This is a genomic window from Actinokineospora sp. NPDC051303, assembly GCF_055586285.1.
This window is the reverse complement of sequence record NZ_JBVJIN010000006.1, coordinates 47,720-71,037: the sequence shown is the minus strand read 5'-3', so window position 1 is coordinate 71,037 and position 23,318 is coordinate 47,720. Positions and strand designations below refer to the sequence as shown.

At 72.3% G+C, this 23,318-nt stretch carries 22 protein-coding genes; 13 read left to right on the top strand and 9 right to left on the bottom strand.

Annotation, left to right across the window (positions count from 1 at the left end; all coding sequences use genetic code 11):
* Nucleotides 1–15: 15 nt before the first annotated feature.
* A complete protein-coding gene (locus ACZ6SD_RS06795; protein ID WP_465315950.1) occupies nucleotides 16–1,155 on the top strand; it encodes a Dyp-type peroxidase in 1,140 nt (379 codons plus the stop codon).
* Here ACZ6SD_RS06795 and ACZ6SD_RS06790 read toward each other — a convergent pair.
* The 3 genes from ACZ6SD_RS06790 to ACZ6SD_RS06780 form a co-directional block, all read right to left on the bottom strand.
* Complete coding sequence (locus tag ACZ6SD_RS06790) at nucleotides 1,152–2,759, bottom strand: helix-turn-helix transcriptional regulator (RefSeq protein WP_465315949.1); 1,608 nt, start codon at nucleotides 2,757–2,759, stop codon at nucleotides 1,152–1,154. The genes ACZ6SD_RS06795 and ACZ6SD_RS06790 overlap by 4 nt on opposite strands.
* A 346-nt stretch (nucleotides 2,760–3,105) precedes the next feature.
* A complete protein-coding gene (locus tag ACZ6SD_RS06785; protein ID WP_465315948.1) occupies nucleotides 3,106–3,420 on the bottom strand; it encodes a hypothetical protein in 315 nt (104 codons plus the stop codon).
* A 169-nt stretch (nucleotides 3,421–3,589) separates the two neighbouring features.
* Nucleotides 3,590–6,445, bottom strand: a complete 2,856-nt coding sequence (locus ACZ6SD_RS06780) for a WD40 repeat domain-containing protein (RefSeq protein ID WP_465315947.1) — start codon at nucleotides 6,443–6,445, stop codon at nucleotides 3,590–3,592.
* Between the two features lie 154 nt (nucleotides 6,446–6,599).
* On the opposite strand from ACZ6SD_RS06780, the gene ACZ6SD_RS06775 reads away from it, so the two are divergent.
* Nucleotides 6,600–6,992, top strand: a complete 393-nt coding sequence (locus ACZ6SD_RS06775) for a neocarzinostatin apoprotein domain-containing protein (RefSeq protein WP_465315946.1) — start codon at nucleotides 6,600–6,602, stop codon at nucleotides 6,990–6,992.
* Between the two features lie 112 nt (nucleotides 6,993–7,104).
* Here the strand turns inward: ACZ6SD_RS06775 and ACZ6SD_RS06770 are convergent, their stop codons facing one another.
* The gene (locus ACZ6SD_RS06770) at nucleotides 7,105–8,163 is read right to left on the bottom strand and encodes an LLM class flavin-dependent oxidoreductase (protein ID WP_465315945.1); all 1,059 of its coding nucleotides are present in this window, start codon (nucleotides 8,161–8,163) and stop codon (nucleotides 7,105–7,107) included.
* A gap of 113 nt (nucleotides 8,164–8,276) precedes the next feature.
* On the opposite strand from ACZ6SD_RS06770, the gene ACZ6SD_RS06765 reads away from it, so the two are divergent.
* Nucleotides 8,277–9,170: an alpha/beta fold hydrolase gene (locus ACZ6SD_RS06765; RefSeq protein WP_465315944.1), complete on the top strand. Its 894-nt coding sequence runs from the start codon at nucleotides 8,277–8,279 to the stop codon at nucleotides 9,168–9,170.
* A 41-nt stretch (nucleotides 9,171–9,211) separates the two neighbouring features.
* Entirely contained in the window at nucleotides 9,212–9,961 is a 750-nt protein-coding gene (locus ACZ6SD_RS06760) for a MerR family transcriptional regulator (protein ID WP_465315943.1), read from the top strand.
* Here the strand turns inward: ACZ6SD_RS06760 and ACZ6SD_RS06755 are convergent.
* Nucleotides 9,958–10,572 carry a TetR/AcrR family transcriptional regulator gene (locus ACZ6SD_RS06755; protein ID WP_465315942.1) on the bottom strand — a complete coding sequence of 205 codons (615 nt, stop codon included), beginning with the start codon at nucleotides 10,570–10,572 and terminating at the stop codon, nucleotides 9,958–9,960. The genes ACZ6SD_RS06760 and ACZ6SD_RS06755 overlap by 4 nt on opposite strands.
* A gap of 93 nt (nucleotides 10,573–10,665) precedes the next feature.
* Between ACZ6SD_RS06755 and ACZ6SD_RS06750 the strand changes: the two genes are divergently transcribed.
* The 3 genes from ACZ6SD_RS06750 to ACZ6SD_RS06740 all read left to right on the top strand — a co-directional run bounded on the left by ACZ6SD_RS06750 (nucleotide 10,666) and on the right by ACZ6SD_RS06740 (nucleotide 12,730).
* Nucleotides 10,666–11,781: an FAD-dependent oxidoreductase gene (locus ACZ6SD_RS06750; RefSeq protein WP_465315941.1), complete on the top strand. Its 1,116-nt coding sequence runs from the start codon at nucleotides 10,666–10,668 to the stop codon at nucleotides 11,779–11,781.
* 179 nt (nucleotides 11,782–11,960) lie between these two features.
* Nucleotides 11,961–12,110: a hypothetical protein gene (locus ACZ6SD_RS06745; protein WP_465315940.1), complete on the top strand. Its 150-nt coding sequence runs from the start codon at nucleotides 11,961–11,963 to the stop codon at nucleotides 12,108–12,110.
* Nucleotides 12,107–12,730 (top strand): DUF3159 domain-containing protein, encoded by a 624-nt coding sequence (locus tag ACZ6SD_RS06740; protein WP_465315939.1) that lies wholly within the window; start codon nucleotides 12,107–12,109, stop codon nucleotides 12,728–12,730. The genes ACZ6SD_RS06745 and ACZ6SD_RS06740 overlap by 4 nt, the downstream gene beginning before the upstream one ends.
* Here the strand turns inward: ACZ6SD_RS06740 and ACZ6SD_RS06735 are convergent.
* Together ACZ6SD_RS06735 and ACZ6SD_RS06730 are read right to left on the bottom strand one after the other, a co-directional pair.
* Complete coding sequence (locus ACZ6SD_RS06735; RefSeq protein ID WP_465315938.1) at nucleotides 12,716–13,861, bottom strand: RNA polymerase sigma factor; 1,146 nt, start codon at nucleotides 13,859–13,861, stop codon at nucleotides 12,716–12,718. The genes ACZ6SD_RS06740 and ACZ6SD_RS06735 overlap by 15 nt on opposite strands.
* Before the next feature lie 3 nt (nucleotides 13,862–13,864).
* The gene (locus ACZ6SD_RS06730; RefSeq protein ID WP_465315937.1) at nucleotides 13,865–14,272 is read right to left on the bottom strand and encodes a YciI family protein; all 408 of its coding nucleotides are present in this window, start codon (nucleotides 14,270–14,272) and stop codon (nucleotides 13,865–13,867) included.
* 165 nt (nucleotides 14,273–14,437) lie between these two features.
* On the opposite strand from ACZ6SD_RS06730, the gene ACZ6SD_RS06725 reads away from it, so the two are divergent.
* The 3 genes from ACZ6SD_RS06725 to ACZ6SD_RS06715 all read left to right on the top strand — a co-directional run bounded on the left by ACZ6SD_RS06725 (nucleotide 14,438) and on the right by ACZ6SD_RS06715 (nucleotide 18,067).
* Nucleotides 14,438–14,869: a nitroreductase family deazaflavin-dependent oxidoreductase gene (locus ACZ6SD_RS06725; RefSeq protein WP_465315936.1), complete on the top strand. Its 432-nt coding sequence runs from the start codon at nucleotides 14,438–14,440 to the stop codon at nucleotides 14,867–14,869.
* Nucleotides 14,870–15,174: 305 nt separating this feature from the next.
* A complete protein-coding gene (locus tag ACZ6SD_RS06720) occupies nucleotides 15,175–15,573 on the top strand; it encodes a maleylpyruvate isomerase mycothiol-dependent enzyme family protein (protein ID WP_465315935.1) in 399 nt (132 codons plus the stop codon).
* 154 nt (nucleotides 15,574–15,727) lie between these two features.
* Nucleotides 15,728–18,067: an ATP-binding protein gene (locus ACZ6SD_RS06715; protein WP_465315934.1), complete on the top strand. Its 2,340-nt coding sequence runs from the start codon at nucleotides 15,728–15,730 to the stop codon at nucleotides 18,065–18,067.
* A 47-nt stretch (nucleotides 18,068–18,114) separates the two neighbouring features.
* Here the strand turns inward: ACZ6SD_RS06715 and ACZ6SD_RS06710 are convergent, their stop codons facing one another.
* Nucleotides 18,115–18,372 carry a hypothetical protein gene (locus tag ACZ6SD_RS06710; RefSeq protein ID WP_465315933.1) on the bottom strand — a complete coding sequence of 86 codons (258 nt, stop codon included), beginning with the start codon at nucleotides 18,370–18,372 and terminating at the stop codon, nucleotides 18,115–18,117.
* A gap of 260 nt (nucleotides 18,373–18,632) precedes the next feature.
* A complete protein-coding gene (locus ACZ6SD_RS06705) occupies nucleotides 18,633–19,460 on the bottom strand; it encodes a poly(ethylene terephthalate) hydrolase family protein (protein WP_465315932.1) in 828 nt (275 codons plus the stop codon).
* A gap of 524 nt (nucleotides 19,461–19,984) precedes the next feature.
* Here ACZ6SD_RS06705 and ACZ6SD_RS06700 point away from each other — a divergent pair.
* From ACZ6SD_RS06700 to ACZ6SD_RS06690, 3 genes are read left to right on the top strand one after another with little or no spacing between them, the layout of a single operon-like run.
* Nucleotides 19,985–21,190, top strand: a complete 1,206-nt coding sequence (locus ACZ6SD_RS06700) for an MFS transporter (protein ID WP_465315931.1) — start codon at nucleotides 19,985–19,987, stop codon at nucleotides 21,188–21,190.
* Entirely contained in the window at nucleotides 21,187–22,605 is a 1,419-nt protein-coding gene (locus ACZ6SD_RS06695) for a glycosyltransferase (RefSeq protein WP_465315930.1), read from the top strand. The genes ACZ6SD_RS06700 and ACZ6SD_RS06695 overlap by 4 nt, the downstream gene beginning before the upstream one ends.
* On the top strand, nucleotides 22,602–23,315 hold the full coding sequence (locus tag ACZ6SD_RS06690) for a PIG-L deacetylase family protein (RefSeq protein ID WP_465315929.1): 714 nt from the start codon (nucleotides 22,602–22,604) through the stop codon (nucleotides 23,313–23,315). Before ACZ6SD_RS06695 ends, ACZ6SD_RS06690 begins: the two co-directional genes overlap by 4 nt.
* Nucleotides 23,316–23,318 lie beyond the last annotated feature (3 nt).

Genomic DNA, 23,318 nt, shown 5'->3' with positions numbered 1-23,318 from the left:
TGGCACTCTCACCCCGTGCGCCGAGCCGAAAACCACCCGTCCCGCCGCGCGTTTCTCGGCGCGGGCGCTTCCGTGCTGGCCGCGGGCCTCACCGCGGGGTGCGAGCCGGGCTCCGCCCAGCAGGCGCCCGCCACCCCCGCGCCGGTGCCGCCGACGGGCCAGTACCAGGCCGGAATCACGCTCCCCCAGGAAGCCCAGCCCAACCTGCTCGCCGTGGTGGCCGACCTCGCTGACGGGGTCGCGGTGGGCCCGCTGCTGGCCGAACTCGGCGCGGCCATCCGCGCGCTCGCCGCCGGGACCGACGCCCGACTGCTGGGCCTGCCGCCGGGCGATCTCACCGTGACAATCGGCGTCGGCCCCCGACTGGTGCGCCTGGCCGACCCTGCCCTGCCGGGCGCGGTGGATCTCCCGGAGTTCTCCCGCGAGCGGATCGCCCCGTCAGCGCGCGGCGGCGACCTGCTGATCCAGGTGTGCGCCAGCGACGCCGTCGTCCTCCCGGTCGTCGCCGCGGCGCTGCTGAGCCAGGCGGGTGACCGGGCGCGCGAGCGCTGGCGGCAGGCCGGGCGCCGGGGTTCGACCGTTCCCGTAGACCAGGGCATCACCGCGCCGCGCAACGCGTTCGGCTTCATCGACGGCATCGTGGGCCCGCACACCACCGCCCAGCAGCAACGCGACCTGTGGCTGGCCGGGCCCGCTCCGGTCGCGGGCGGCGCCATCGCCGTGCTCCGCCGCATGGAACTCGACCTGCCGCGGTTCGCCGCTTTGCCGGTGGCCGACCAGGAAGCGGTTTTCGGCCGACGCCGGGAGACCGGCGCTCCCCTCTCCGGCGGAGCCATCGCCGCCGATCCCGATCTCGGCGCGAAAACCCCGGACGGGCGCTATCTCATCGCGGCGGACGCCCACCTGCGCCGGGCACATCCCACCGCAGTCGGCGTCGGCCTCATGCTGCGCCGCTCCTACAGCATCGACGAACCCGCGCCCGGCCTGCTCTTCATCAGTTTCCAGAACGATATCCGCACCTTCACCAGCACTCTCACCCGCATGGACAACGGCGACGCGCTGCTGCCGTTCACCACCACCACCGCCAGCGCCAGTTTCCTGATCCTCCCGGGGTTTGACGAGCACCGCCCGCTCGGCTCGACGCTTTTCCGTTAGAGCACGCCAAGTTCGTACGCCCGCATCAGCGCGGCATCGCGGCTGGACGCGTTGAGCTTGCGGTAGGCGCTTTTCACCTGTGTGCGCACAGTGTTGACGGACACGACAAGTTTGCGCGCGACCTCCCCGATCGTCAGGCCCGCGTCGAGTTCGGCGAGGACCACCTGCTCCCGGTTGGTCAGCTCCACCAGTTCGACGCGGTCGGGGAACACCGGTCGGGCCAGCGCCAGGCGCCGCGTCGCGTCGTCGGTCAGCGGGAGGTCGCCCAGCCGGATCACCTCGTCGCGATCGGCGGGCGGCAGCGCGGCGAGCGAGAGCACTTCGTCCGGCGGGCGCACGCGGCGGACCAGCGCCAGCGACCGGCGGGCCTCGTCCTCGTCGCTCATGCGCAGCGCGGCGATCGCCTTGAGCAGCAGCAGTTGCCGGGCGTCGCGACGCGATGTGGTGTCGTGCCAGGACATCCGCGACGCGATCGCGCGGACCACCTCGTACTCCCCGTTGAGCAGGCGGAGCCGGGCCAAGGGCAGCGCTAGCCAGGTCCCCTGCGGGTCGGCTTCCTTGATCAGCCGCAGCGCCCGGGTGGCCTGGCCGGTGGCGATCAGCAGGTCGACGTTGGCGCGGCGGATCACCCGGAAAGCCGTGCCAGCGCTGACGAGTTCGGGCGCGTGGCGCAGCGGCAGCGTGCCGAGCTGGGCCAGCGACGTCGCCGTGTCGCCGAGGCACAGCCCGTGCGCGAACACCAGCGCCGCCACGAAGGGCCAGACCTCCAGCTGTTTGGAGCCGTCCCCGGTGGTCTCCAGGCACTCCGCGAGATTCGCCTCGTCGTAGCGGTCCAGCGCGTCCCAGCCCCGCGCGATCGTCCCGCCCACGGTGAGCAGGAACCGGACCCGCTCCGATGGCGAGGCGAAGCCCCGCATCCGGTCCAGCCACTGGCGGGCGAGGTCGCCGTGGCCGAGATGCCCGTAGATCATGGCGAGGTTCGCGGCGGCGTTGAGGGCGGTGGCCGCCGTTTCCGGTTCGACCGTCGCGCGCTCGTACGCCTGCCGGTACAACCCCACCGCCGCCGGGAAATCGTCCATCAGCGACCGCGTCAGCCCTCGCTGCATGGCCAGCCACCCCGGCCGCGGCTCCGCTTCCGCCCCGGGCAGCGCGCCAAGCCGGTCGGCGCGGGTCGTGAGGCGCTCGCCCAGTTCCTCGGCTTCCGCGCTCGCCCCGCGCATCCGCAGCCCGATCATCGCCGCGGTGCCGACCGTGACGAGCGTCGCCGCGGACGTCTCCCCCGCGAAGTCCATCGTCGCCGCCAAGCGGGCGCCGAGTTCGGTGTAGTGGCGCAGATAGGGCCGGAGTTCGCCGACCTGGGGCTGGTTCTTCGCGTAGTAGGCCCCGATCCACGAGAACATCAACCGCGGCCGGGCACGCAACTCCTCCTCCGGCACCTGACTGAGCACCACAAGCAATTGAGCCGCGAGTTCCCCTTCCACGGCGAGAATATGCTGGTCGCACAGCGCTTCGAGCGCGGTCCAATCCCGGGTCTCGGCGATCCTGGCCAGCTTTTCCGGCAGATCGCCGACCGACTCGCGAGCGGGCTGCGTTCTGTGCGGCACCGTTTCCGCCCCTCCCCAGGCAAACCGATGGATCTCGCCCACCAGGCCCCCTGTGGACAAGAGATCACCTTGGCACGCGAACGCAGTATCCGTCATGCCCGACAACCGGGTGAATTCGACCACCGATCGGCCGATGACGAAGGGGAGAATCGAGCATTGCTCACAATTGGCGTGACTCCGGAGCCCGACAGCGCGGGGCGATTCACATGAATTGGTCGACTATGACGTCCGTGCGGCTGCGCGGTATTTCGGCGTAAATCCGCGAAACGGGTCCCTCCAGCCCTCCGACGTCGGAGGGACCCGTCAATCACCCGGCAGACCCCCGTGGGATCAGCGAAGCGGCGGGTCAGTCACCGCAGGGCGGGCCGAGCACGGACCAGTGCATCCACACACCCCGCTCGCCGCCCCACAGGTCGCCCCGGTACCAGTCGTCAAGCTGGTCGTACATGAAGAAGCCCTGGCCTCGGCCGACGGTGCCGAGAATCACACCGCCTGGCGTCCGCCGGAAGTTGGCCCGGTCGACGTCGACAAAGCAGTCGGCGGCCAGCACCGTGATCGCCGGCGCCCGCGCCCCGGTGTCGGCGCTCGCGTTCGCGGCGGCGAGGCCCCCGGTCAGGAAAATCGTGGCCGCGCTGACCGCTATCGCTTTCTTCAGATGCATCGGTCTCCTTGTCGTTTGGCATTCCGCGCCGGAAGCGTCGATACCGGGCTGGTGTCCGCCCCCGGCAGATCATCGGGACACCAGCACGACCTGTGTAGACCGTTCGGGTTGTCAGGCGCCGGGGTTCTGGGCCCCTGACAACACAGTCCGGACAACGGGTGGCAGGGCGTCAGCGAGGGCAGGGCGGGTCGTAGGGCAGGCCCGGGAAGTACTGCTCCCACTCGCCTTCGGTGACGGTGTGCCGGACGCGGTCGCACGCGTGCGCGATGGCCCGGTCGGCGTCGGTGTCGAGCAGCCGGGCCGTGCTGTCCCAGCTTCCGGTGACCAGCGTCTGCCCGTCCGGACTGAAGACCAGCGTCTCCACCGCGTCGGTGTGGGTGAACAGGGTGAGCCGGGCGGTCAGCAGGCGGGGATCGGCAGCGTCCCACAGCCGCACGGTGCGGTCGTCGCCCGCGGAGGCCAGCGTGCGGCCGTCCGGGCTGAACGCCACCGCGTACACGCCGTCACTGTGGCCGGTGCGGGTGGCCAGGTGCGCGGGGCGGCGGGGGTCGCCGATGTCCCACAGCCGGATCGTGCGGTCGTCGCTGCCCGAGGCCAGGGTGCGGCTGTCCGGGCTGAACGCCAGCGAGTGCACGCCCTGCTCGTGGCCGGTGATGGTGGCCAGCGCCGCAGGCCGGGCGGGATCGGCGACGTCCCAGAGCTGGATGACGGACTCGTCGCCCGCCAGTGCCAGGGTTCGGCCGTCCGGGCTGAAAACGGCCTCGTACATCGCTTCTGCGAAGCCCGACAGCGTGGTCAGCGAGGTGGGCAGGCGGGGATCGGCGACGTCCCAGAGCCGCACGGTGCGGTCATGGCTCGCGGTGGCCAGGGCGCGGCCGTCCCGGCTGAACGCCACCGAGGCGACCGCCTCCGAGTGGCCGCTCAGCACGGACAGCGGCGGGTGCCCGCGGGCGCCGACGTCCCACAGCCGCACGGTCCGGTCGTCGCTCGCGGTGGCCAGAATGCGGCCGTCCCGGCTGAACGCCACCGAGGTCACCGACTGGGTGTGCCCGGTCAGGGTGGCGGTGAGCGTTGGGTTCCTGGGATCGGCGATGTCCCACAACCGGACGATCCCGTCGTCGCTGCCGGTGGCCAGGGTCGCGCCGTCCGGGCTCAGCGCGATCGCGATGACCTCACTGGCGTGGCTCACCTCCGACAGCGGCAGCGTGCCCAGCAGGCCGTCGCGGGTCTGGGCGGAGGGGGCCAGCCGATAGGCGGCCAGGCCGAGCTGGACCGCGAGGTCCGGGTTGGCCGGCCGCAGCGCGATGGCCTGGCCCGCCACGATCTCGGCACGGCTGGTGTTGCGCTGCGCCGCGGCGGTCCGCTCCGCCCACACCGCGAACGCCGTGGTGGTCACCGCGAGCAGCGACACGACACTGAGCAGCGCGACCAACCTGCGCAGCCTGCGGGCGCCGCTGGCCTCGGCGGCCTGGCTGGCGTGGAGGAACCGCCGTTCGCGGGCGTTGAGCGCGGCGCCGTCCCGGCGCGCCCAGTCCAGGGCCAGGGCCAGCCGGGCGCCCCGGTACAGCGCGCCCGCGTCCCGGCCGAGCGAATCCCACTCGTCGGTGGCGTCGGTGAGCTGGCGGTGCAGGCGCAGGCTGTCCCGGTCCTCGCGCAGCCAGCCGTGCAACCGGGGCCACGCCCGGATCAGCGCCTCGTGGGCGATCTCCACCCCGTCCCGGTCCCTGGCCAGCAGCCGCGCCGCGGTGAACGCCTCCAGCGCGACCGCCATGTCCGGGTCGTCGCCGAGTTCGGCGACCTCCAGCCGTCGCTTGGTGTCCTCGGTGCCCTCGCCGAGCGCGACCAGCCTGCCGAACATCGCCCTGGCCGCCCGCCGTTGCGCGTCATCCAGGCCGGTGAACACGTCCTCCGCGGTGCGGCTCAGCGCGCCGTCGAGCCCGCCCGCGGCCTGGTAGGCGCTGAGGGTGAGCCGGTTCCCGCTGCGGCCGCGCCACACCCGCGAGAGCACGTGCGACAGCAGCGGCAACACCCCCGCCCGCCCGTACGCCTGCGCGATCAGGTCCGCGACCAGCGCGTTCTCCACGGTGCAGCGCATCAGTCTGGCGGGCTCTACCACGGCCCGGCGCACCTCGTCGGCGCTCATCGGCCCGGCGACGACCTGGCCGTCCGGCATGGCCGCCAGCAGTTCCGGGAACGCCGAGCAGTGCGCGAAGAAGTCCGACCGCACGCCGAGCACCACGCGGCACCGGCTGTCCGGGGTGTTCGCCGCGGTGGTGAGCGCGGCGACGAACCGGGCGCGCTCGTCCTCGTCGGCGCAGAGGGTGAAGACCTCCTCGAACTGGTCGACCACGATCACCATCGAGGTGTCGCGCTCGGCCAGCGCCTGGCAGACCAGCCGGTGCAGCCCGCGGTCGTCGCGCCGCCACTCGTCCATCACCGCGCCGGGGGTGCTGCCCAGCAGCGCCGCCAGCCGCACCGCGCAGCGCTCGACGGGATGCCGCCCCGGCGTGATCGACACGACCGCCGCGCCCGCCGCGGCGAGCGCGGGCGCCACCCCCGCGCGCAGCACCGAGGACTTGCCCGAGCCGGACGCGCCGAACAACAGCACCAGCCGCAGGCGCTCCAGCCCGCCGACGACCTCGGCGACCAGCCGCTCCCGACCGAAGAACAAGTGCGCGTCGTCCGGACCGAACGCGCGCAGCCCGATGTAGGGCGCCCCGGCCGGGTGCTCGACCGGCTCGGCCACGACGGAGCGCCCGTTGACCTCGGCCGCCACGGCCCGCCACCGGTCGTCCCACTCGGCCTCGTCGCCCTGGCACGCGCGAACGTAGGCGAGCGCGACCTCCCGGCTGGGCAGCTTCCGCCCAGCCGCCGCCTCGGACAGCGTCGTCGCCGAGTAGTGCGCGATCCTGCCCATCTCGCGGTAGGAGGGCGTGCCCGCCTTCGACCGCAACAGCCGCAGGTCGGCCGCGAACTCCACCAGCGGCGAGCCGTCGCGGACAAGCGCCTTCTCCGCACGCGGCACCGACGATCAACTCCCCCAGAGCCAGACGCCGTTGTCAGCATCGTGCTGTCAGGCCGCCCGGTTCGCGGTGCCTGACAACCGAACCAGCATAAACAGTTCGCACCGGCCTGGTCGGAGAAGACCGACACCGGTGCTGACTACGAGGGGAAATCACATGACATCCACCAAGCTGATGGTCCTCGCCGCGGTTTCCGTGGCGGGCGCGGTGCTGTCTGGCGGCACGGCCGCAGCACAGCCGACCGCAGCCACGCTGACGGTGACACCGACGACAAACCTCGCCGAGGAGCAGCGAGTCGACATCGCGGTCACCGGCATGACGCCCACCGCCCAGGCGCTGCTGCTCGAATGCACCGTGAGCGGGAGCTGCTACATCATCGGCTACCCGGTCATCGACGCCAACGGAAACGCCTCCGCCACCGCGACGGTGTACCGGAACTTGACGTGGGGAGCCGAAACCTACGACTGCAAAACCGACGGCGGCTGCGAGATCATCGCCCATGACACCAACACCAGCGAGCAGGTCAAACAGGCGATCTCATTCCGCTGACGACCGCGTTTCCGGGCTTGCGCCCGCTCGTATCGTGGAGCGCGGGAGGCCGAGTCCGGCACGCGGCTGGTGACCGGACGACGGCTCTCTCTTCCGCAGGCTCACCACAAACTCACGTGGCGAGCAGTTGTCGGACGCGGGGCACGACCTGTTCGCCGTAGAGGCGGATCGAGTTGAGGCGCTGGTCGTGGGGCAGGGCTCCGGTGCTGTATTTGAGTTGGAAGCGGGACAGGCCGAGGGTGCGCGTGGCCCAGGCGATCTTCTGGGCGACGGTCTCCGGGGAGCCGACGAACAGCGCGCCGCCCGGTCCGGCCATCGCGTCGTAGTCGGCGCGGGACATCGGGCCCCAGCCGCGCTCGGCGCCGATCTTGGCGAAGGCGGCCTGGTGGTGCGGGAAGTGCTGGGCCACGGCGAGTTCGTCGGTCTCGGCGATGTGCCCGGGGCTGTGCATGGCGACCGGCAGCTCCGGGCGCCCCGCCTCGGTCAGCGCCCGCCGGTACAGCTCGGCCAGCGGGACGAACCGCTGCGGGGACCCGCCGATGACCGCCAGCACCAGCGGCAGCCCGTACGCGGCTGCCCGCACCACGGATTGCGGTGTGCCGCCGACGCCGACCCAGGCGGGCAGGCGGCCGGACTCGGTGACCGGGTACGCCTGCGCCTGCTCCAGCGGCGGCCGCACGGTGCCGGTCCAGGTGACGGGCTTCTCCTCCTGCAGGTGCGTGAACAGGTCCAGCTTCTCGGCGAACAGCACGTCGTAGTCGGCGAGCGAGTGCCCGAACAGCGGGAACGACTCGGTGAACGAGCCCCGCCCCAGGGTGACCTCGGCGCGCCCACCAGACACCGCGTCCAACGTGGCGAACCGCTCGTACACCCGGACCGGGTCGTCCGAGCTCAGCACCGTCACCCCGGTGCCCAGCCGAATCCGCCCGGTCCGCCCCGCGATCGCGGCCAGCACCACATCCGGCGACGACACCGCCATCTCCGCCCGGTGGTGCTCCCCCACGCCGAAGTAGTCCACCCCCACCTGGTCGGCGAGCACCCCTTCGGCCACCACCTGGCGGATCGCTTCCGCCTGGCTGACCGGCTGCCCGTCCGCGCCGTCGGCGACCTCGCCGAAGGTGTCCAGCCCGAAGGTCGGCTCCTGCCGCGTGCCCAGAATCTCGTAGCCCATGTCCAGCTCCCTCAAGGTAGTTGAACCCTCAAACACGAGCTGGACCGCCGCTATTCCCCCTCGGACGGCGTGGGGTTGACCTTGACCCTGCGTCAGGGTTGGAGGCTGGCCGGGTGACGGACAACAGCGCTATCCCGACTCGGCCCGTGCCGCCGGTCGGTGGGTTTCAGGAGATCGACGGGCGCCGTGTTTACGTGCGCCGGTCGGGCAGCGGTGGACCTGTAGTCGTGTTCTTGCCGGGGGCTGGGGCGGTCGGGTTGGACTATTTTGGTGTGGCGGAAGGGGTTTCGGAGTTCACCACCGCCGTGGTGTACGACCGCGGCGGCACCGGCTACAGCGATCCGCTCCCCCTGCCGCGCACCGCGCGCGCGGTCGCCGCCGAGTTGCGGGACGTGTTGCGGGGGCAGGGTCTGGCGGGCCCGTACGTTCTTGTTCCGCATTCCCTGGGGGCCTTCTACGCGCACCGGTTCGCGCAGTTGTTTCCCGCGGACGTGACGGGGCTGGTCTGGCTGGATGGCCTGCACCGGGACTGGGACGACTTCCTGCCGCCCGCGCTGGGCCTTGCGGCGTTGGAGCGGATGCCGCCGCCGAGCGCGGAACAGGTTCGGCGACTGCGGGAGATGCGCCGCGAGTTGCTCGCGGGCTACCCGGAGCAGGTGCGGCAGCCGCTGATCGACGCCCATGAGCGCGACGACTGGGTTCGGGCCGGGGTCGCCGAGCGCGGCCGGTTGGCCGAAATCGCCGCCGAGTTGCGGGGCGGGCCGGGCATTCCGGACGTTCCGGTGGTCGTTCTCAGTGTGGTGGGCGCCGATCCCGCCCAGGACGCGCTGACCTCGCGCGAGCTGCGGGAAGGCCGGCTGAGAATGGACGCGGCCCTGGTGAGCGCGGTCTCGCGCGGGGAACAGCGCGTCCTTACCGACACCCTCCACCACCGGCTCTGCTTCGACCGACCCGACGCCGTGGTCCAAGCGGTTCGCGACGTCGTGGACCGGGTGGCTCGTCCCTAGACTCGGGGGCAACTATGTTTCCCCAGGCCAAGAGGCGGACGGTGCTCACGATCAGCCAGCTCGCGGCGGCGGCGGGCGTGACCGTGCGCGCCGTCCGCCACTACCACCACGTCGGCCTGCTGCCCGAGCCCGAGCGCGACGCCTCCGGTTACCGCCGCTACAGCGCGCGGGCCGCGGTGGACCTCATCCGGATCAAGACCCTCGCCGACGCCGGTGTTCCGCTGGCCCGGATCGACGCGCTGCTGCACGCCCAGCCCGCCGAGTTCGCCTCGGCCATCGCCGACATCGACGCCGACCTGCGGCGCAAGATCGACCAGCTCACCGAATACCGCGACCGGATCGCCGAGCTGGCTGGTGGCGAACGGCTTTTCCTGCCGCCCGAAGTGGTCGCCGTCCTGGACCGGATGCGCGGTCTCGGCGTCAGCGAGCGCCGGGTGCTGCTCGAACGCGACTCGTGGATTCTGCTGCGGGCACTGGATCCGAGCGCCGTGCCGGAGCGGGTGCGGGAGAAGAACGCCAGCCTGGACGAGCCCGAGACGACGCGCCTGTATCTCGCCTGCGATCAGGCGGTCGACTGGGAGCCGCACGACCCGCGCCTTGACCGGCTCATCGATGACCTGGACGCGTGGGAGATCGAACACGAACGAGCCGGAGGCCGACCGGGTTACCTGAAGCTGGTCGTCTCCCGGATTTCCGAGGCGTCACCGGCCTGGCAGCGCATTGTCAACGCGCTCACCCACCGCGCCCTGCTGCGCCGAACCGCCGAGCACGGGCGACCGCCGCGCGGCTAGGTGTGCGGCGGCGGGGGCGGCCCGGTCAGGCAGTGCTGCACGAGTGGGCCGAACCGGCTGACCAGTTCCTCGACTGGCGCTGAGGCGATCGGCTCGATGCGGGCGATGTAGCGGGCCACCGCGAGGCCGAGGATCTGGACGTTGACCATGCCCGCGCGCAGGGCGGCGTCGGGGGTGTCGAGCATCGCCGCGACGCGGTCGGTGATCTCGCGGTCGATGAACTCGCGCAGCAGCGTTTCGGAGCGGTCGTCGGTGGGGGCCGATCTGGTGAGCATCACCAGGGGGGTGCGGTCGGACCGGTCGACGTTCTCCAGCAGGGTGCGGACGATGCGCTCGCCGATGGCGTCGAGGCCCGCGGTGAAGATCGACTCGATGGCGGGCGGGACATCGGCGGACATCTCGGCCGCAGCGGCGAACAGGCCCTGTTTGGTGCCGAAGAAGTAGAACACCATCGCCGGGTCGACCCCGGCGGCGGTGGCGATCGCGCGCACGGTCGTGCCCCGGTAACCGTGTTGGCCGAACAGGTCGCGGGCGGTCTGGAGGATTCGCTGCTTGCTCTCCGCGCCGGACCGCCAGCGGCCGGGGCGGCGGTGGGAGTCCTGTTCGGTCATGGCCGCCGGAGTCTAACACCGCTTACTTCATCACCCGGTGGAGTTTTGCCGTACAGTGTTCTTCATCGGGTGGTGAAGAAAGGGGTCCACGGGATGAGGGTGATGGTGGTCGGCGCGGGTCTGGGCGGCCTGACGCTGGCGCACGGGCTGCTCCGGGCGGGGATCGACGTCGCCGTGCACGAGCGGGACACGGCGCTGGGACGCCCGCAGGGGGTCAGCCTGCACATCGATGACCGGGGCGCCTCGGCGCTGCGGGGGTGTCTGCCGCCCACGCACGCCGCGATGGCCGAGGCCACCATGGGCGGGCCGCGCGGGCAGACCCTGACCCTGTCCGAAGTGGACGGAGCGCTCATCGTCGTCGGCTCTCGGCCCGCCGATGGGGTGGCGGGTCGGGCGCGGCCTGGTCGGCAGGCACACCGTCCGCTGCTGCGCGCGGTGTTGCTGACCGGGCTGGCGGACGTGGTCCGGTTCGGGTCGGAGTTCACCCGGTTCGAGCGGCGCGCCGACGGCAGGGTCCGGGCGTGGTTCGCCGACGGCGGCACGGACACCGCGGACGTCCTGGTCGGCGCGGACGGGATCGGCTCGGCGGTCCGCCGCCAACGCTTGCCGCACGTGCGGGTGGTCGACACCGGGCGGCGCGTGCTCATGGGCGCGACCCCGCTGCGGGCCGTGGCGGACACCGGGTTGCCGGGTTTAGTCGGCGACAGTCCGGCCAGCGTGCGCAACACGGCGATGGCGCTGGGGGTGCTGCGGTTCACCGAGCCCCCGGCGGCCGCGCGGCGGCGGTTGCTGCCCGACCTGAGTCCCAGCGCGGTCGACGTCGAGGACTATGTGATGTGGGCGCTGCCCAGCACGCGGGAGCGGCCCGGCTCGGCGTGGCGCCAGGCCCAGGAGGCGGCTGGGGCGCTGCCCTCGGCCCTGCGGTCGGTCGTCGCCGGAGCGTGGCCGGAGGTCACGGTCGCGCTGCGGATCGGGCTGATCCCGCCGATGCCCGCGTGGCAGGCCAGCCCGGTGACGCTCATCGGCGACGCCATCCACTCAGCCCCGGGATTCGGCGGCAACCTGGCGATGCGGGACGCGCACGACCTCTGCGCTGCCCTGGTCGACGCCCACCGCGGCAGGCGCGACCTGCTCGACGCGATCGGCACGTACGAAGACTCGATGCGCCGAACCAGCTTTCCCCCCGCCACGGCGAAGGCCAGCGCATGAGCGGGCAGACGACCGCAGAAATGAGGTCGCCGTGACCTTCCACCTACTAATCCAGAAGTCGTTATCCCTGCTCAACGCGATCGGCACGTACGAAGACTCGATGCGCCGAACCAGCTTTCCCCCCGCCACGGCGAAGGCCAGCGCATGAGCGGGCAGGCAACCGCAGAAATGAGGTGGCCGTGACCTTCCACCTGCTGACCCAGAAGTCGTTATCCCTGCCCAACGCGATCGACGCGTACGAAGACTCGATGCCGAACCAGCTTTTCCCCCGTCGCGGCGAAGGCCGGCGCATGAGCGGGCAGGCAACCGCAGAAATGAGGTGGCCGTGACCTTCCACCTGCTAACGCAGAAGTCGTTGTCCCTGTTCGCCGCGGTGGGCGGCTGGCGGACGGTCGCCGAGGGCGCGGCGTCGCGGGTGCTGTTCCTGGTCGCCTATCTGCTGACCGGTCAGGTGCTGACGTCCGCGCTGGTGGCGGTTGGCGGTGTGGTGGTGTTCGCGGTGGTGCGGATGCGTTCCGACCGGAAGTACTGGCAGGCGGCGGCCGGGTTGGTCGTCGTGGGGGTCTCGGCGGTGCTGGCCGGGAGCACCGGGCAGGCGGTCGACTTCTATCTTCCCGCCGTGCTCACGCAGGTGGGCGGGGGCGCGGTGTTCCTGGTGTCCATGCTGGCGCGGTGGCCGGTGGTCGGGCTGGTGCTGGGGGCGGCCCGGGGCGAGCGGTCCGGCTGGCGCCGAGATCCGGCGCGGCGGCGGCGCTATCAGGCGTGCACGGCGATCTTCCTGGCGAAGTACGTCGTCGCCACGGCGGTGCTGGTGCCGCTCTACCTGGCCGGGCACATCACCCCGCTCGGCATCGCCGCCACTCTGCTGGGCGGCGCCCCGGCGATGGGCGTGTGCGCCTACCTGTGCTGGCGGCTGCTGCGCGGCCAAGCGGGCTCAGCCGCGCAATAGCGCGTTGAGGCGGGCGGCCTGCCGGGTGAGGTGGTCGCGTTCGGGGACGCTGGGGGCGGCTCGGGCGGCTTCGGCGTAGAGGCGAGCGGCGGTGGCCGGGTCGCCGTCGCGTTCGCGCAGGTACGCGGCGACGGCGGTGTGCCGGGGCAGGGCGGGGTCGAGTTCAGCCAACGCGGCCAGGCCCGCTCGCGGGCCGTCCGCCTCGCCGACCGCGACGGCCCGGTTGAGGCGGGCCACCGGGCTGTCGGTGAGGCGCACCAGCTCGTCGTACCACTCGACGATCTGCACCCAGTCGGTCTCCTCGGCCGTCTGGGCGTCGGCGTGCAGCGCGGCGATGGCGGCCTGGGCCTGGAACTCGCCCAGGCGGTCGCGGGCGAGGGCGGCCTGGAGCACGTCGACGCCCTCAGCGATCATGCGGGTGTCCCACCGGCTCCGGTCCTGCTCGGCCAGCGGCACGAGCCTGCCGTCGGAGTCGGTGCGAGCCGGTCGGCGGGCGTGGTGGAGCAGCATGAGCGCGAGCAGGCCCGCGACCTCCGCATGGTTGATCTTGGCCGCGAGCTGGCGGGTGAGCCGGATCGCCTCGGCGGCGAGGTCGACGTCGCCGGAGTAGCCCTCGTTGAAGACCAGGTACAGCACCCGCAGCACCGTGCCCACGTCGCCGGGCTGGGTGAACTGGGCGCCGGAGACGGTCCGCTTGGCCCGGCTGATCCGCTGGGCCATGGTCGTCTCCGGCACCAGGTAGGCCCGCGCGATCTGCCGGGTGGTCAGGCCGCCCACCGCGCGCAGCGTGAGCGCGACGGCCGAGGCGGGGGTCAGGGACGGGTGCGCGCACAGGAAGTACAGCGCGAGCGTGTCGTCCACCGCACCGCCCTCGCCGGGCGGGGGCTCGGCCTCGACGCGTTCCTCGCGCAGCCGCCGGGACGCGTCCGCGCGGGTGGCGTCGAGGAACTTGCGCCAGGCCACCGTGACCAGCCAGCCCTTGGGGTCGCGCGGCGGGTCCTCCGGCCACACCCGCAGGGCCTCGACCAGGGCGTCCTGCACGGCGTCCTCGGCCGCCGCGAAGTCCGCTCCGCGGCGGCCGAGGACCCCGATCACGGTGGGGGTGAGCGCCCGCAGAAGGGCCTCGTCCACCGGTTACTCCGTGGTGGTCGAGTGCGCGTTGAGGAACGGGCGCAGCTCAAGCCACTCGTGGATCGGCTTGCCACCCGCGCCCGGGGCCGCGGACAGCTCGCCCGCGAGCTCGACCGCCCGCTCGTAGGTGTCGACGTCGATCACCATCCAGCCCGCGATCAGGTCCTTGGTCTCCGCGAACGGGCCGTCGGTGACCGGCGGCCGCCCCTCGCCGTCGTAGCGGACGAACGTGCCCTCCGGGGACAGCGCCTGGCCGTCGACGAACTCGCCGGTGCGCTCCAGCCGGGCGGCGAAGTCGTTCATGTACTGGATGTGGGCCGAGACCTCGTCCGGGGTCCACTGGTCCATCGGCACGTCGTTGACCGCCGCGGGCGCGCCCCGGTAGTGCTTGAGCAGCAGGTACTTGGCCATGGTGTTCTCTCCTCGTGCGGTACGGGCCCATTATGGCCGCGTTCGGTCCTGGGACGACGCCGCCGCCGGGTTCTCGACATCCCGCCGGAACTTTTTTCGGCGTACTTCGCCGGGCGCGGCGTCCACCCGGGAACAAGGGCGACGAGGGAGGCGTTCGGAGTGGACATGTCTGAGCAAACCGTGGAATTCAGCCCGACGAGTTGGGTGCAGGACCAGACCAAGAAGATCCTGGAGACCGGGACCACCGAGGGGATCAAGGTCCTCGGGTCGCCGGTGGTGCTGCTGACGCTGCGCGGCGCGAAATCCGGGAAGCTGCGCTACACCCCGGTGATGCGGGTGGAGCACGAGGGCCGGTACGCGGTGGTGGCGTCCAACGGCGGCGCGGCCGGGCACCCGACCTGGTACTACAACATCAAGGCGCACCCGGAGTTCCGCCTCCAGGACGGGACCGTGACCAGGGAGTACGCCGCCCGCGAGGTCGACGGGGCCGAGCGGGCCCAGTGGTGGGAGCGGGCCGTGGCGGCCTTCCCGTCCTACGCCGAGTACCAGGAGAAGACCGACCGGCAGATCCCGGTGTTCGTGCTCGACCCGAAATAACCGCGCGGGCGGAGTCCGTGAGCGACCACGGTGGACACTGTCCGCACCCGCTCACGCGGGCGGGCGATGGGGGGGAAGTGGTGCGGGACGACATCTGGCCGATGGTGCACGCCGAGCGTGCGGCGCTGATCGATGACCTCGCCGGTGTCGATGACCGGCGGTGGGAGGTGCCGTCGCTGTGCGCGGGGTAGACCGTGCACGACGTGGCGGCCCACCTGGTCGACACCGCCCGGACGACGCGGGTCGGGTTCGTGCTCGGCCTCGCCCGCGCGCGGTTCGACTTCGACCGGTAGAACGCGCGCGGGGTGGCGCGCTCGCGCGGCGCGGCGCCGAGGGAGACGCTGGCGCTGCTGCGCGCGGTGGCGGCGCGGACGTCGACCCCGCCCGCGCCGCTGGACAGCAGACTGGTCGAGGAAATCGTCCACGGCGAGGACATTCGTCGGCCCCTCGGTCTCACCCGCGCGTACCCGGGCGAGGCCGTGGTCAGGTCCCTGCGCCTCCAGACCCGCACCCCGGCCGCGTTCGGCGGAGCCCGGGAGCTCACCGCCCGCGTCCGGCTGACGGCGACGGACGCCGACGTGTCCATCGGGGACGGCCCGGAGGTGACCGGGTCGGCGCTGTCGCTGCTGCTGGCCGTGTGCGGTCGGCGGACGGCATTTGACGAGCTTGGCGGGCCGGGGCTCGTCAAGCTGACGGCGGGCTGAGCGGCCGCCGGGAGCCATTCCGCGCAGGTGCGAATAGGGTGATATCTCGCGCCGGGATTTCGCGACGGCGCCGATGATCGACACTCCACTGTGGCCGGTTCGCATACGTAGTTCTGTCGATGCGCCCGCGCCGCGAATGACCGAATGTGTGGTCATGCCGCACGATCGAGCCAGCCTGGACCGCGTCGCATTGACCAGTTTCGTGGGGCGGCAGCGCGAATTGGCCGACATCGATCTCCTGCTCGCCGAGTGCGGCCTGGTGACCCTGGTGGGTCCGGCCGGGGTGGGCAAGACCCGGCTGGCCAGGCAAGCCTGTCACGGCTGGCGGGGCCAGCCCGGGGCCGCGCCGGTCTTCGTGGAGCTGGCCGGACTGACCGACGCCGCCCAGCTGCCCGAGGCGGTGGCGGGGGCGTTGCGGCTGGCGCGCCCCACCCTGGACCTGGTGCTCGACGCGCTGCGCGACCGGGGCGCGCTGCTGGTGCTCGACAACTGCGAGCACCTGGTGGCCGCCTGCGCGGAGTTCGCCGATGCCGTGCTGGGCTCCTGCCCGGGGACGCGCGTGCTGGCGACCAGCCGGGAGCCGCTGGGCGTCTACGGGGAGCGGGTGCTCGTGGTCGGGCCCCTGCCCGCGCCCGCGCCCGACGCGCCAGCGGGCGCCGACCTGGCCGACTGGGCCGCGGTGCGGCTGTTCCTCGACCGGGCGGCCGCGGTGTCGCCGTCGGTCCCGATCGGCGCGGACGACCTGGTCCACGTGGGGCGGCTGTGCGGCAGGCTCGACGGGCTGCCGCTGGCCATCGAGCTGGCCGCCGCGCGGCTGCGGGTGCTGTCCCCTCGGCAGATCGACGAATGGCTCGCCGACAGCTTCGACGTGCTGGCCGGTGGCGGCCGGAGCAGGCCGGACCGGCACCGGACCCTGCGGGCCGCCGTCGACTGGAGCCACCGCCTGTGCGCCGAGGCCGAGCGCGCGGTGTGGGCACGGCTCTCGGTGTTCCGCGGCTCCTTCTGCCTGGAGGCCGCGGTCGAGGTGTGCGCGGGCGACGGGGTGGCCGCGGACATGGTGCTGGACCTGGTCGACAGTCTGCTGGGCAAGTCGGTGCTCACCCGGGCCGACGAGGAAGGCGGCACGGCGCGCTACCGGATGCTGGAGCCGCTGCGCCGCTACGGCCAGGAGCGGCTCGCGGCCAGCGGCGACCGCGCCCGGGTGGCGCGGCGGCGCCTCGACCGGATCGACCGGCTCACCGCGCGGGCCGACGCGGAGTGGGCGGGCCCCCGGCAGCGGGACTGGATCGCCCTGCTCCGCTTGGAGGACACGGACCTGCGGGCCGCGCTGGAGTCCGCGCTCGCCGAGCCCGGCGAGTCGGCGGTCGCGCTGCGCATCGCGGCGCGGCTGCCGGAGTACTGGCAGCTTCGCGGCCTGAGCCACCAGGCGCGGCTGTGGCTGGAGCGGGCGCTGGCCGCCACCCCGCCGGACAACCCCGACCGCGCGTACGCGCTGTGCGCCGCCGCCCTGCACGCCCTCTGGCAGGCCGACCTCGACGGCGCCCAGGCCCTGCTGGACCAGGCGGGCGACCCGGCGGTCGAGGACGGCGACGACTTGCTGCTCGCGCACGTCATCTCCGCGCGCAGCCTGCACGCGCTGCTGCGCGGCGACCCCCGGGCGGCCGCGCTGGCCGCGACGGCGGCGCGAATCTTCGGCGCGCGGGGCCTGCGCCGTGGGCAGGTGTACCCGCTGTTCCTGCACGGGGTCGCCGCCGCGCTGGCGGGCGACCTGAGCACCGGCCGCGCGGCGATCCACCAGATGGCCGCGCTGTGCGAGTCCGGCTGCGAGGGCTACCGCCCGGTCGCCCTGTTCGGGCTGGCCACCCTGGAACTGCTGTCCGGCGACGCCGACCGGGCGGCCGCGGCGGCCGGGGACGGGCTGGTCGACGCCGAGGCGATCGGCAGCCCGTTCGGCCGGGCGTACTTCCTCGAAGTCCTCGCCTGGGTCGCGTCCAGCCAGGACGACCACCGCAGGGCGGCCCGCCTGTTCGGCGCCGCGGCGGCGGCCTGGGCCAGTCTGGGCGTTGCCGCGGAGCGCGCGCTCCCCCGGCAGCACCGCAAGCACCTGGACCGGACCAGGGCGGCCTTGGGCGCGGAGCCGTTCACCGTCGCGTTCGGCGAGGGGCGGGCGATGACCGCGGCGCAGGCCAGGGACTGCGCACTCGCCCAGCACTCCGGAGACACCGGAATCCAGCCAGGGCCGAGACCGGAACTGACCAAGCGCGAACTGGAGATCACCGGCCTGATCGCCCAGGGGCTCACCAACCGGGACATCGCGACCGCCCTGTTCATCTCGCCACGCACGGCCACGACGCATGTGCAGAACATTCTCGGCAAGCTGGGGCTGGGCAACCGGGTCCAGATCGCCGCCTGGGCGACCGCCCAGCGGGACGCTGCGAGCCAGTCGGTAAACGCGCCGCGAACAATTTCGCCGTACGTAATCGAAGCGGAGTGACCCACGCGGGGTACGTACCTCGTGCGGCGAAGGAAATAGTCCGATCTTCAGCGATCGCGGATCGCTTCGATTCGGTCGCCCACAGTTAGCCTGGGAACACCGCGGGGCGCCTCGGAAAATAATCGGCACATCGCGGTGAATGTCTGATTTCCCACCAAAAGAGGGGTTTTTCCGTGCGACACAATGGTGGCGCCCTGACCGCCATCGGCGTCGGCCTGCGGTGCTTTTCGGCCAGATCCGCTGTGTTGTTCCGGCGGCGCGGAGGCCACCGCCAAACAGACCGTCACGCACACCGCCAGCACCACGCCACACCGACGGCGACACGGTCAGCTTCTCGACCAGCGACAAGGTCACCGGCGCCGCCCTTCGCGGACGCCCCGGCAGCCCGACTATGTCCAGACCTCGATGCCCAGCGGGATCTCCTCCCTGCACAAGGCTTATGTGGATCTCAAGGTCCTGCCCATCGTGACGAGCTGACCGCGCGCCCGGGGCGGGGTGTCGTTCCCCGCGGACTGGAACGACACCCCGCCCACTGTGCGATCCGTCGCCGGGCCGCGGTTTCCGGTTAGCCGCCCGCCTTCGCGTTGCGCTCGAAGCGGGACCAGATGTCCGCGGCGCAGTATCCGCAGTTCACGCCCGCGAACTCGGCGGCGGCCCGCTTGTCGACGAGCAGTCGGGCTCGGAACCACGCGGTGACCGGGCCGCGGAAGCCGCCGCCGTTGCCCGTCGCGGTCATGTGCGTCGCGGCCGCCAACTCGCCGTAGATGGCCGCGACCTGGTCGGTCCGCTGGTAGCGCGGGTAGACCAGCATGCTCGCCGAGACGATGTTGTCGTCCTGGCCGGCGAGGAAGAACGCGGGGCCGTGCAGCTTCGCCACGTCGCCGAGGGGGCCCGGCTCGATGGGCGCCACGGTGTCCACCCTGGGGTCGGCGCCCGCCGCGATGGCCCCGCCGCCGCCCTGCGAGTGGCCTGTCGCGCCGACCCTGGTCAGGTCGACCCGGCCCGCGTAGACGTCGCCGGGTGTGCTGTTCCGCTTCGCCAGGTAGTCCAGGCCCGCCAGCATCTCCTGGCCGCTGCCCGCGTTGGCGGTTTTCGCCGCGGCGACGATGAACCCGTGCGAGGCGAGTTGGCGCAGCAGCCCGTCGTAGGCGATGGGCCCCGTCCCGGTGCCGTTGCCCCAAAGGATCACCGGGTAGGTGCCGCAGGCGCTCAAACCCGCCGGGCGGTAGACGGTGGTTTCCGGCGCGTCCGTCTCGACGGCGACCGCGAACGGGCCGCGCGCGGCCCAGCCCGTCGACACCGACGAGCAGTCGGTCGCCGCCGCGGCCGTCGAGGTGGGCGCCAAGGCGGCCATGGTGACGACCACGCCGAGCAGCATGAGGTGTTTCTTCATCCGAAGATCTCCTTTGTGGACATTCGCGTTGTGCGCTTGCCCGGAGTATCAACAGATTCACGACGAATGGGACATACGTCTATCTACGTATCCACCCTCGATGATCTTTGGCGCGCCGATTATTCAGCCGCAGGCCACGGCGTGGACACCACCACTCCGACGTGGCCACACGAGCGGTAATCGGCGCGATGCGGAGGGTCGAGAGCGCGCCGCGCGACGAAGGTCCACTGTGGCTAGATCGACTTCTCTTGCCACACAAGCGAAAATCCGGGCAAACGCGCCATCCCGGAAATCGTCCAAGTCCGTCCACACTGGTTCACACGGCGTTCATCTTTGACGTTTATTTTATGCTCCCACCCGACTGCGGCGCGGTGACTCAGTTCACCAGTGGACGGTCCTTGCGGACGCGAAATAAGTGTGTTGTGATCAAGGCAGGAAGAGGTGGCCCGGATTCGGGCCGCAGCGGTTCCTGACCGTCCGGGGGCCGTCGAACATTCCCGTCAGGGCGGCCGCGAGGCGCTTTGATGAGAAGAACCCCACGCTCGACCCACCACGTCACCAGTCTGTGGCTGGTGTTCTTCCTCAACGGCGCCGTGCTGTCCAGTTGGGCGCCGCGCATCCCCGAGGTCAAAGCCGCCTTGGGGCTCTCGGACGCCGCGCTGGGCGTGGCGCTGTTCGGGGTGGCCGCCGGTTCGGTCCCGGCGCTGCTGGGCACCGGCTGGCTGATGCGGTTCGTCAGCGTCCGCGGCCTGTGCGTCGGCTCCAGCCTGCTGTTCGCCGGGCTGCTCCCGCTGATCGCCGCGGCCAGGGACGGGGTGTCCCTCGGCCTCGTGCTCATGCTGCTCGGAGCGGCCAGCGGGTGCCTGGACGTGGCGATGAACACCGCGGGCATCGAGTTCCAGCGGCAGACCCCGGACAAGCCGTCGGTGATCTCGCGCCTGCACGGCGGTTACAGCCTCGGTGTCCTTTTCGGAGCGGCGGGCGGCACGCTCGCCACGAACCTGGACGCGGGCGTCCTCGCCCACTTCGCCACGGTCGCCGTGATCCTGCTGGTGCTCTTGGCCGTGGCGGCGCCGACGCTCCCGCGCACCTCCCCATCCGCCGCCGAGCACACCGCGGCGCCGACCATGTCACCGCTGCGGGGCATCGCGGCGCTCCCCCTCGCGGTGGCGGCGATCGCCGTCAGCGGGCTGCTCGTGGAGGGCATGGTCACCGACTGGTCGGCGCTGCTCGTCGCCCGCGACTTCGCGGGCGGGGTGGACCTCGGCTCGGCGGCCGTCGTCGCGTTCAGCGTCGCCATGTTCGTGTCCCGGTCCTTCGGCGACGCCGTGGTGGCCCGGTTCGGGCAGCGGACCGTCCTGCGCTGGTCCGCGACCACGATCGCGGCGGCCCTGGCGGTGGGGCTCGCCCAGCCCAGCGCGCTCGGCGCGTTCGCGGCGGTGTCGGTGATCGGGCTGGCTCTCGGCCCGGTGTTCCCGCTGTCCATGTCCGTGGCCGCGGAACGGATGCCGCACGCGGTCGCGACCGCCACCGCCAGCGTGAGCGCGGTCGGCTACCTCGCCTACCTCGCGGGCCCGCCGCTGGTCGGCGTGGTGGCCGAGGAAGCGGGCCTCACAACCACCATCGCGATCATCGGGCTGGCCGCCGCGGCGACCACCGCGCTGGCCACCCGCCATCTCGACGCGCACGTGCGCCCTGCTCCCAGCAGGCGACAAGGAGGGCAACGATGAGATCGGCACGCCTGCGTGAAGTGGCGGTCGGCCAGCACTCGCTGGCCGGGCTGCGCGCCTGCCTGACCGGTGAGCGCGCGGACCGCCTCGACGCGACGGGAGCCAGGTGGGCGGCGGCCATGCCCACCGTGTGGCACGTCAACTCCACCTCGGACGGCGGCGGGGTCGCCGAGATGCTCAGGCCGATCCTGGGCTACGGGCACGCGCTGGGCATCGACGTCCGGTGGCTCGTGATCGAGGCGGACACCGACTTCTTCACCACCACCAAACGAATCGACAACGGGATCTCCGGCGTCGCGGGCGACCGGGGGCCGCTCGGCGTGGCGCAGGCGGACCAGTTCCGCCGGGTCAGCCGGGACGCCGCGGCCGACCTGGGGCGGCACGTCCGGCCCGGCGACGTGGTGGTCCTGCACGACCCGCAGACGGCGGGCCTGTGCGAGCACGTCGCCGAACTGGGCGCCATTCCCGTGTGGCGGGCGCACAACGGCGCGGACGAGCCGAACGAGCACACCGTCCGCTCCAGCGCGTTCCTGGCCCCGTTCCTGCGGCGGGCGCGCGGGATCATCACCACCCAGCCGCACTTCCGCGACGTCGTCCTCGCGGGCGGGGGCGGTCTGCCCAGCGCGGCGATCACCCCGTTCATCGACCCGATGTCGGCGAAGAACAACGCGCTCTCGCAGAACCAGGCGCGGTCTCTGCTGGCTGGGTGGGGCCTGCTCGCGGGAGCCGGGGCGCGGGACCCCGGCCAGGTCCCGGGCCTCTTGGTCGTGCGGGAGGGCCCCGCGCCCGCGCCGGAGATCCCGATGGTCGTGCAGGTGTCCCGGTGGGACTCGGTGAAGGACATGGTCGGGGTGATGGACAGCTTCGCGCGGACCGTCGCGCCCGCGACGGACGCCTACCTGAGCCTCATCGGGCCACAGGTCGACGGGGTGGCCGACGACCCGGAAGCGGCCGAGTACTTCCGGCGGTGTCTTGAGCACTGGAACCGGCTGCCCGCCGCCGTGCGGTCCCGGGTCCAGCTGTGCTGCCTGCCGACCGCGGATTCGGCGGCGAACGCCCGGGTGGTCAACGCGGCCCAGCGGCACGCCGCGGTCGTGACCCAGAAAAGCCGATCGGAGGGATTCGGTTTGACCGTCACCGAAGCGCTGTGGAAGGCGCGGCCCGTCGTCGCGACCCGCGTGGGCGGCATCACCACGCAGATCCCCGATTCCCGCTACGGGCGCACCGTCGACCTGCCCGACCCGGATGATTACTTCGGACTGTCCATCACGGAGCTGATCACCGCTCCCGAGACGAGCCGGGCCATCGGCGCCTCGGCGCGGGAGCGGACCCGCGCCCATTTCCTGCCGGACTCGCACTTCCACGCCGAACTGCGCTTCCTCGGCGAGCTGGTCGGCCTGGCGGTGCCCGCGTGAACGTGCTGGCCGTCGGCGCGCACCCCGACGACGTGGAAATCCTCTGCGCGGGAACTCTCGCGCGCTACCGGCGAAACGGCCACACCGTGGGGATCTGCGTGCTGACCAACGGCGATCTCGGCGCGCCCGATGGCGACAAAGCGGAGATCGCGGCGGTGCGGGCGCGTGAGGCCGAGCTTTCCGCGGGCGTTCTCGACGCCCGCCTGTTCCTGCTCGGCGAGCCGGACGGCTTCCTGTTCGACAGCCCGCGGACTCGCGTCGCCTTCGCCGAGGTGCTGCGGGCGTTCCGGCCCGACGTCCTGGTCATCCCCGATCCGCACGACTACCACCCCGACCACCGGGCCGCGGCGGCGATCGCGCTCAACAGCCTCCAACTCGCCGCGTCTCCGTTGCAGCGGACCGCGAGCGCCGCGATCGAGTCACTCCCCGCTGTGTTCCATATGGACACTCTGGCGCTCGTCGGCGCCACCCCGCAGCGCTGGGTCGACATCTCCGACACCTTGGACACCAAGCTCGACATGCTTCGCGCGCACCGGAGCCAGAACGACTGGCTGCGCTGCACGGACGGCACGGATTACCTCGACTATGTCGTCAAACAGGCGGCGCTGCGCGGCCTCCAGTGCGGCGCCGCGGCCGCGGAGGCGTTCCGGGTCCCCGAGTACTTCCCCGTCAACCATTCCGGCCCGACACTGCCCGATCTCCCGGCCTGACCA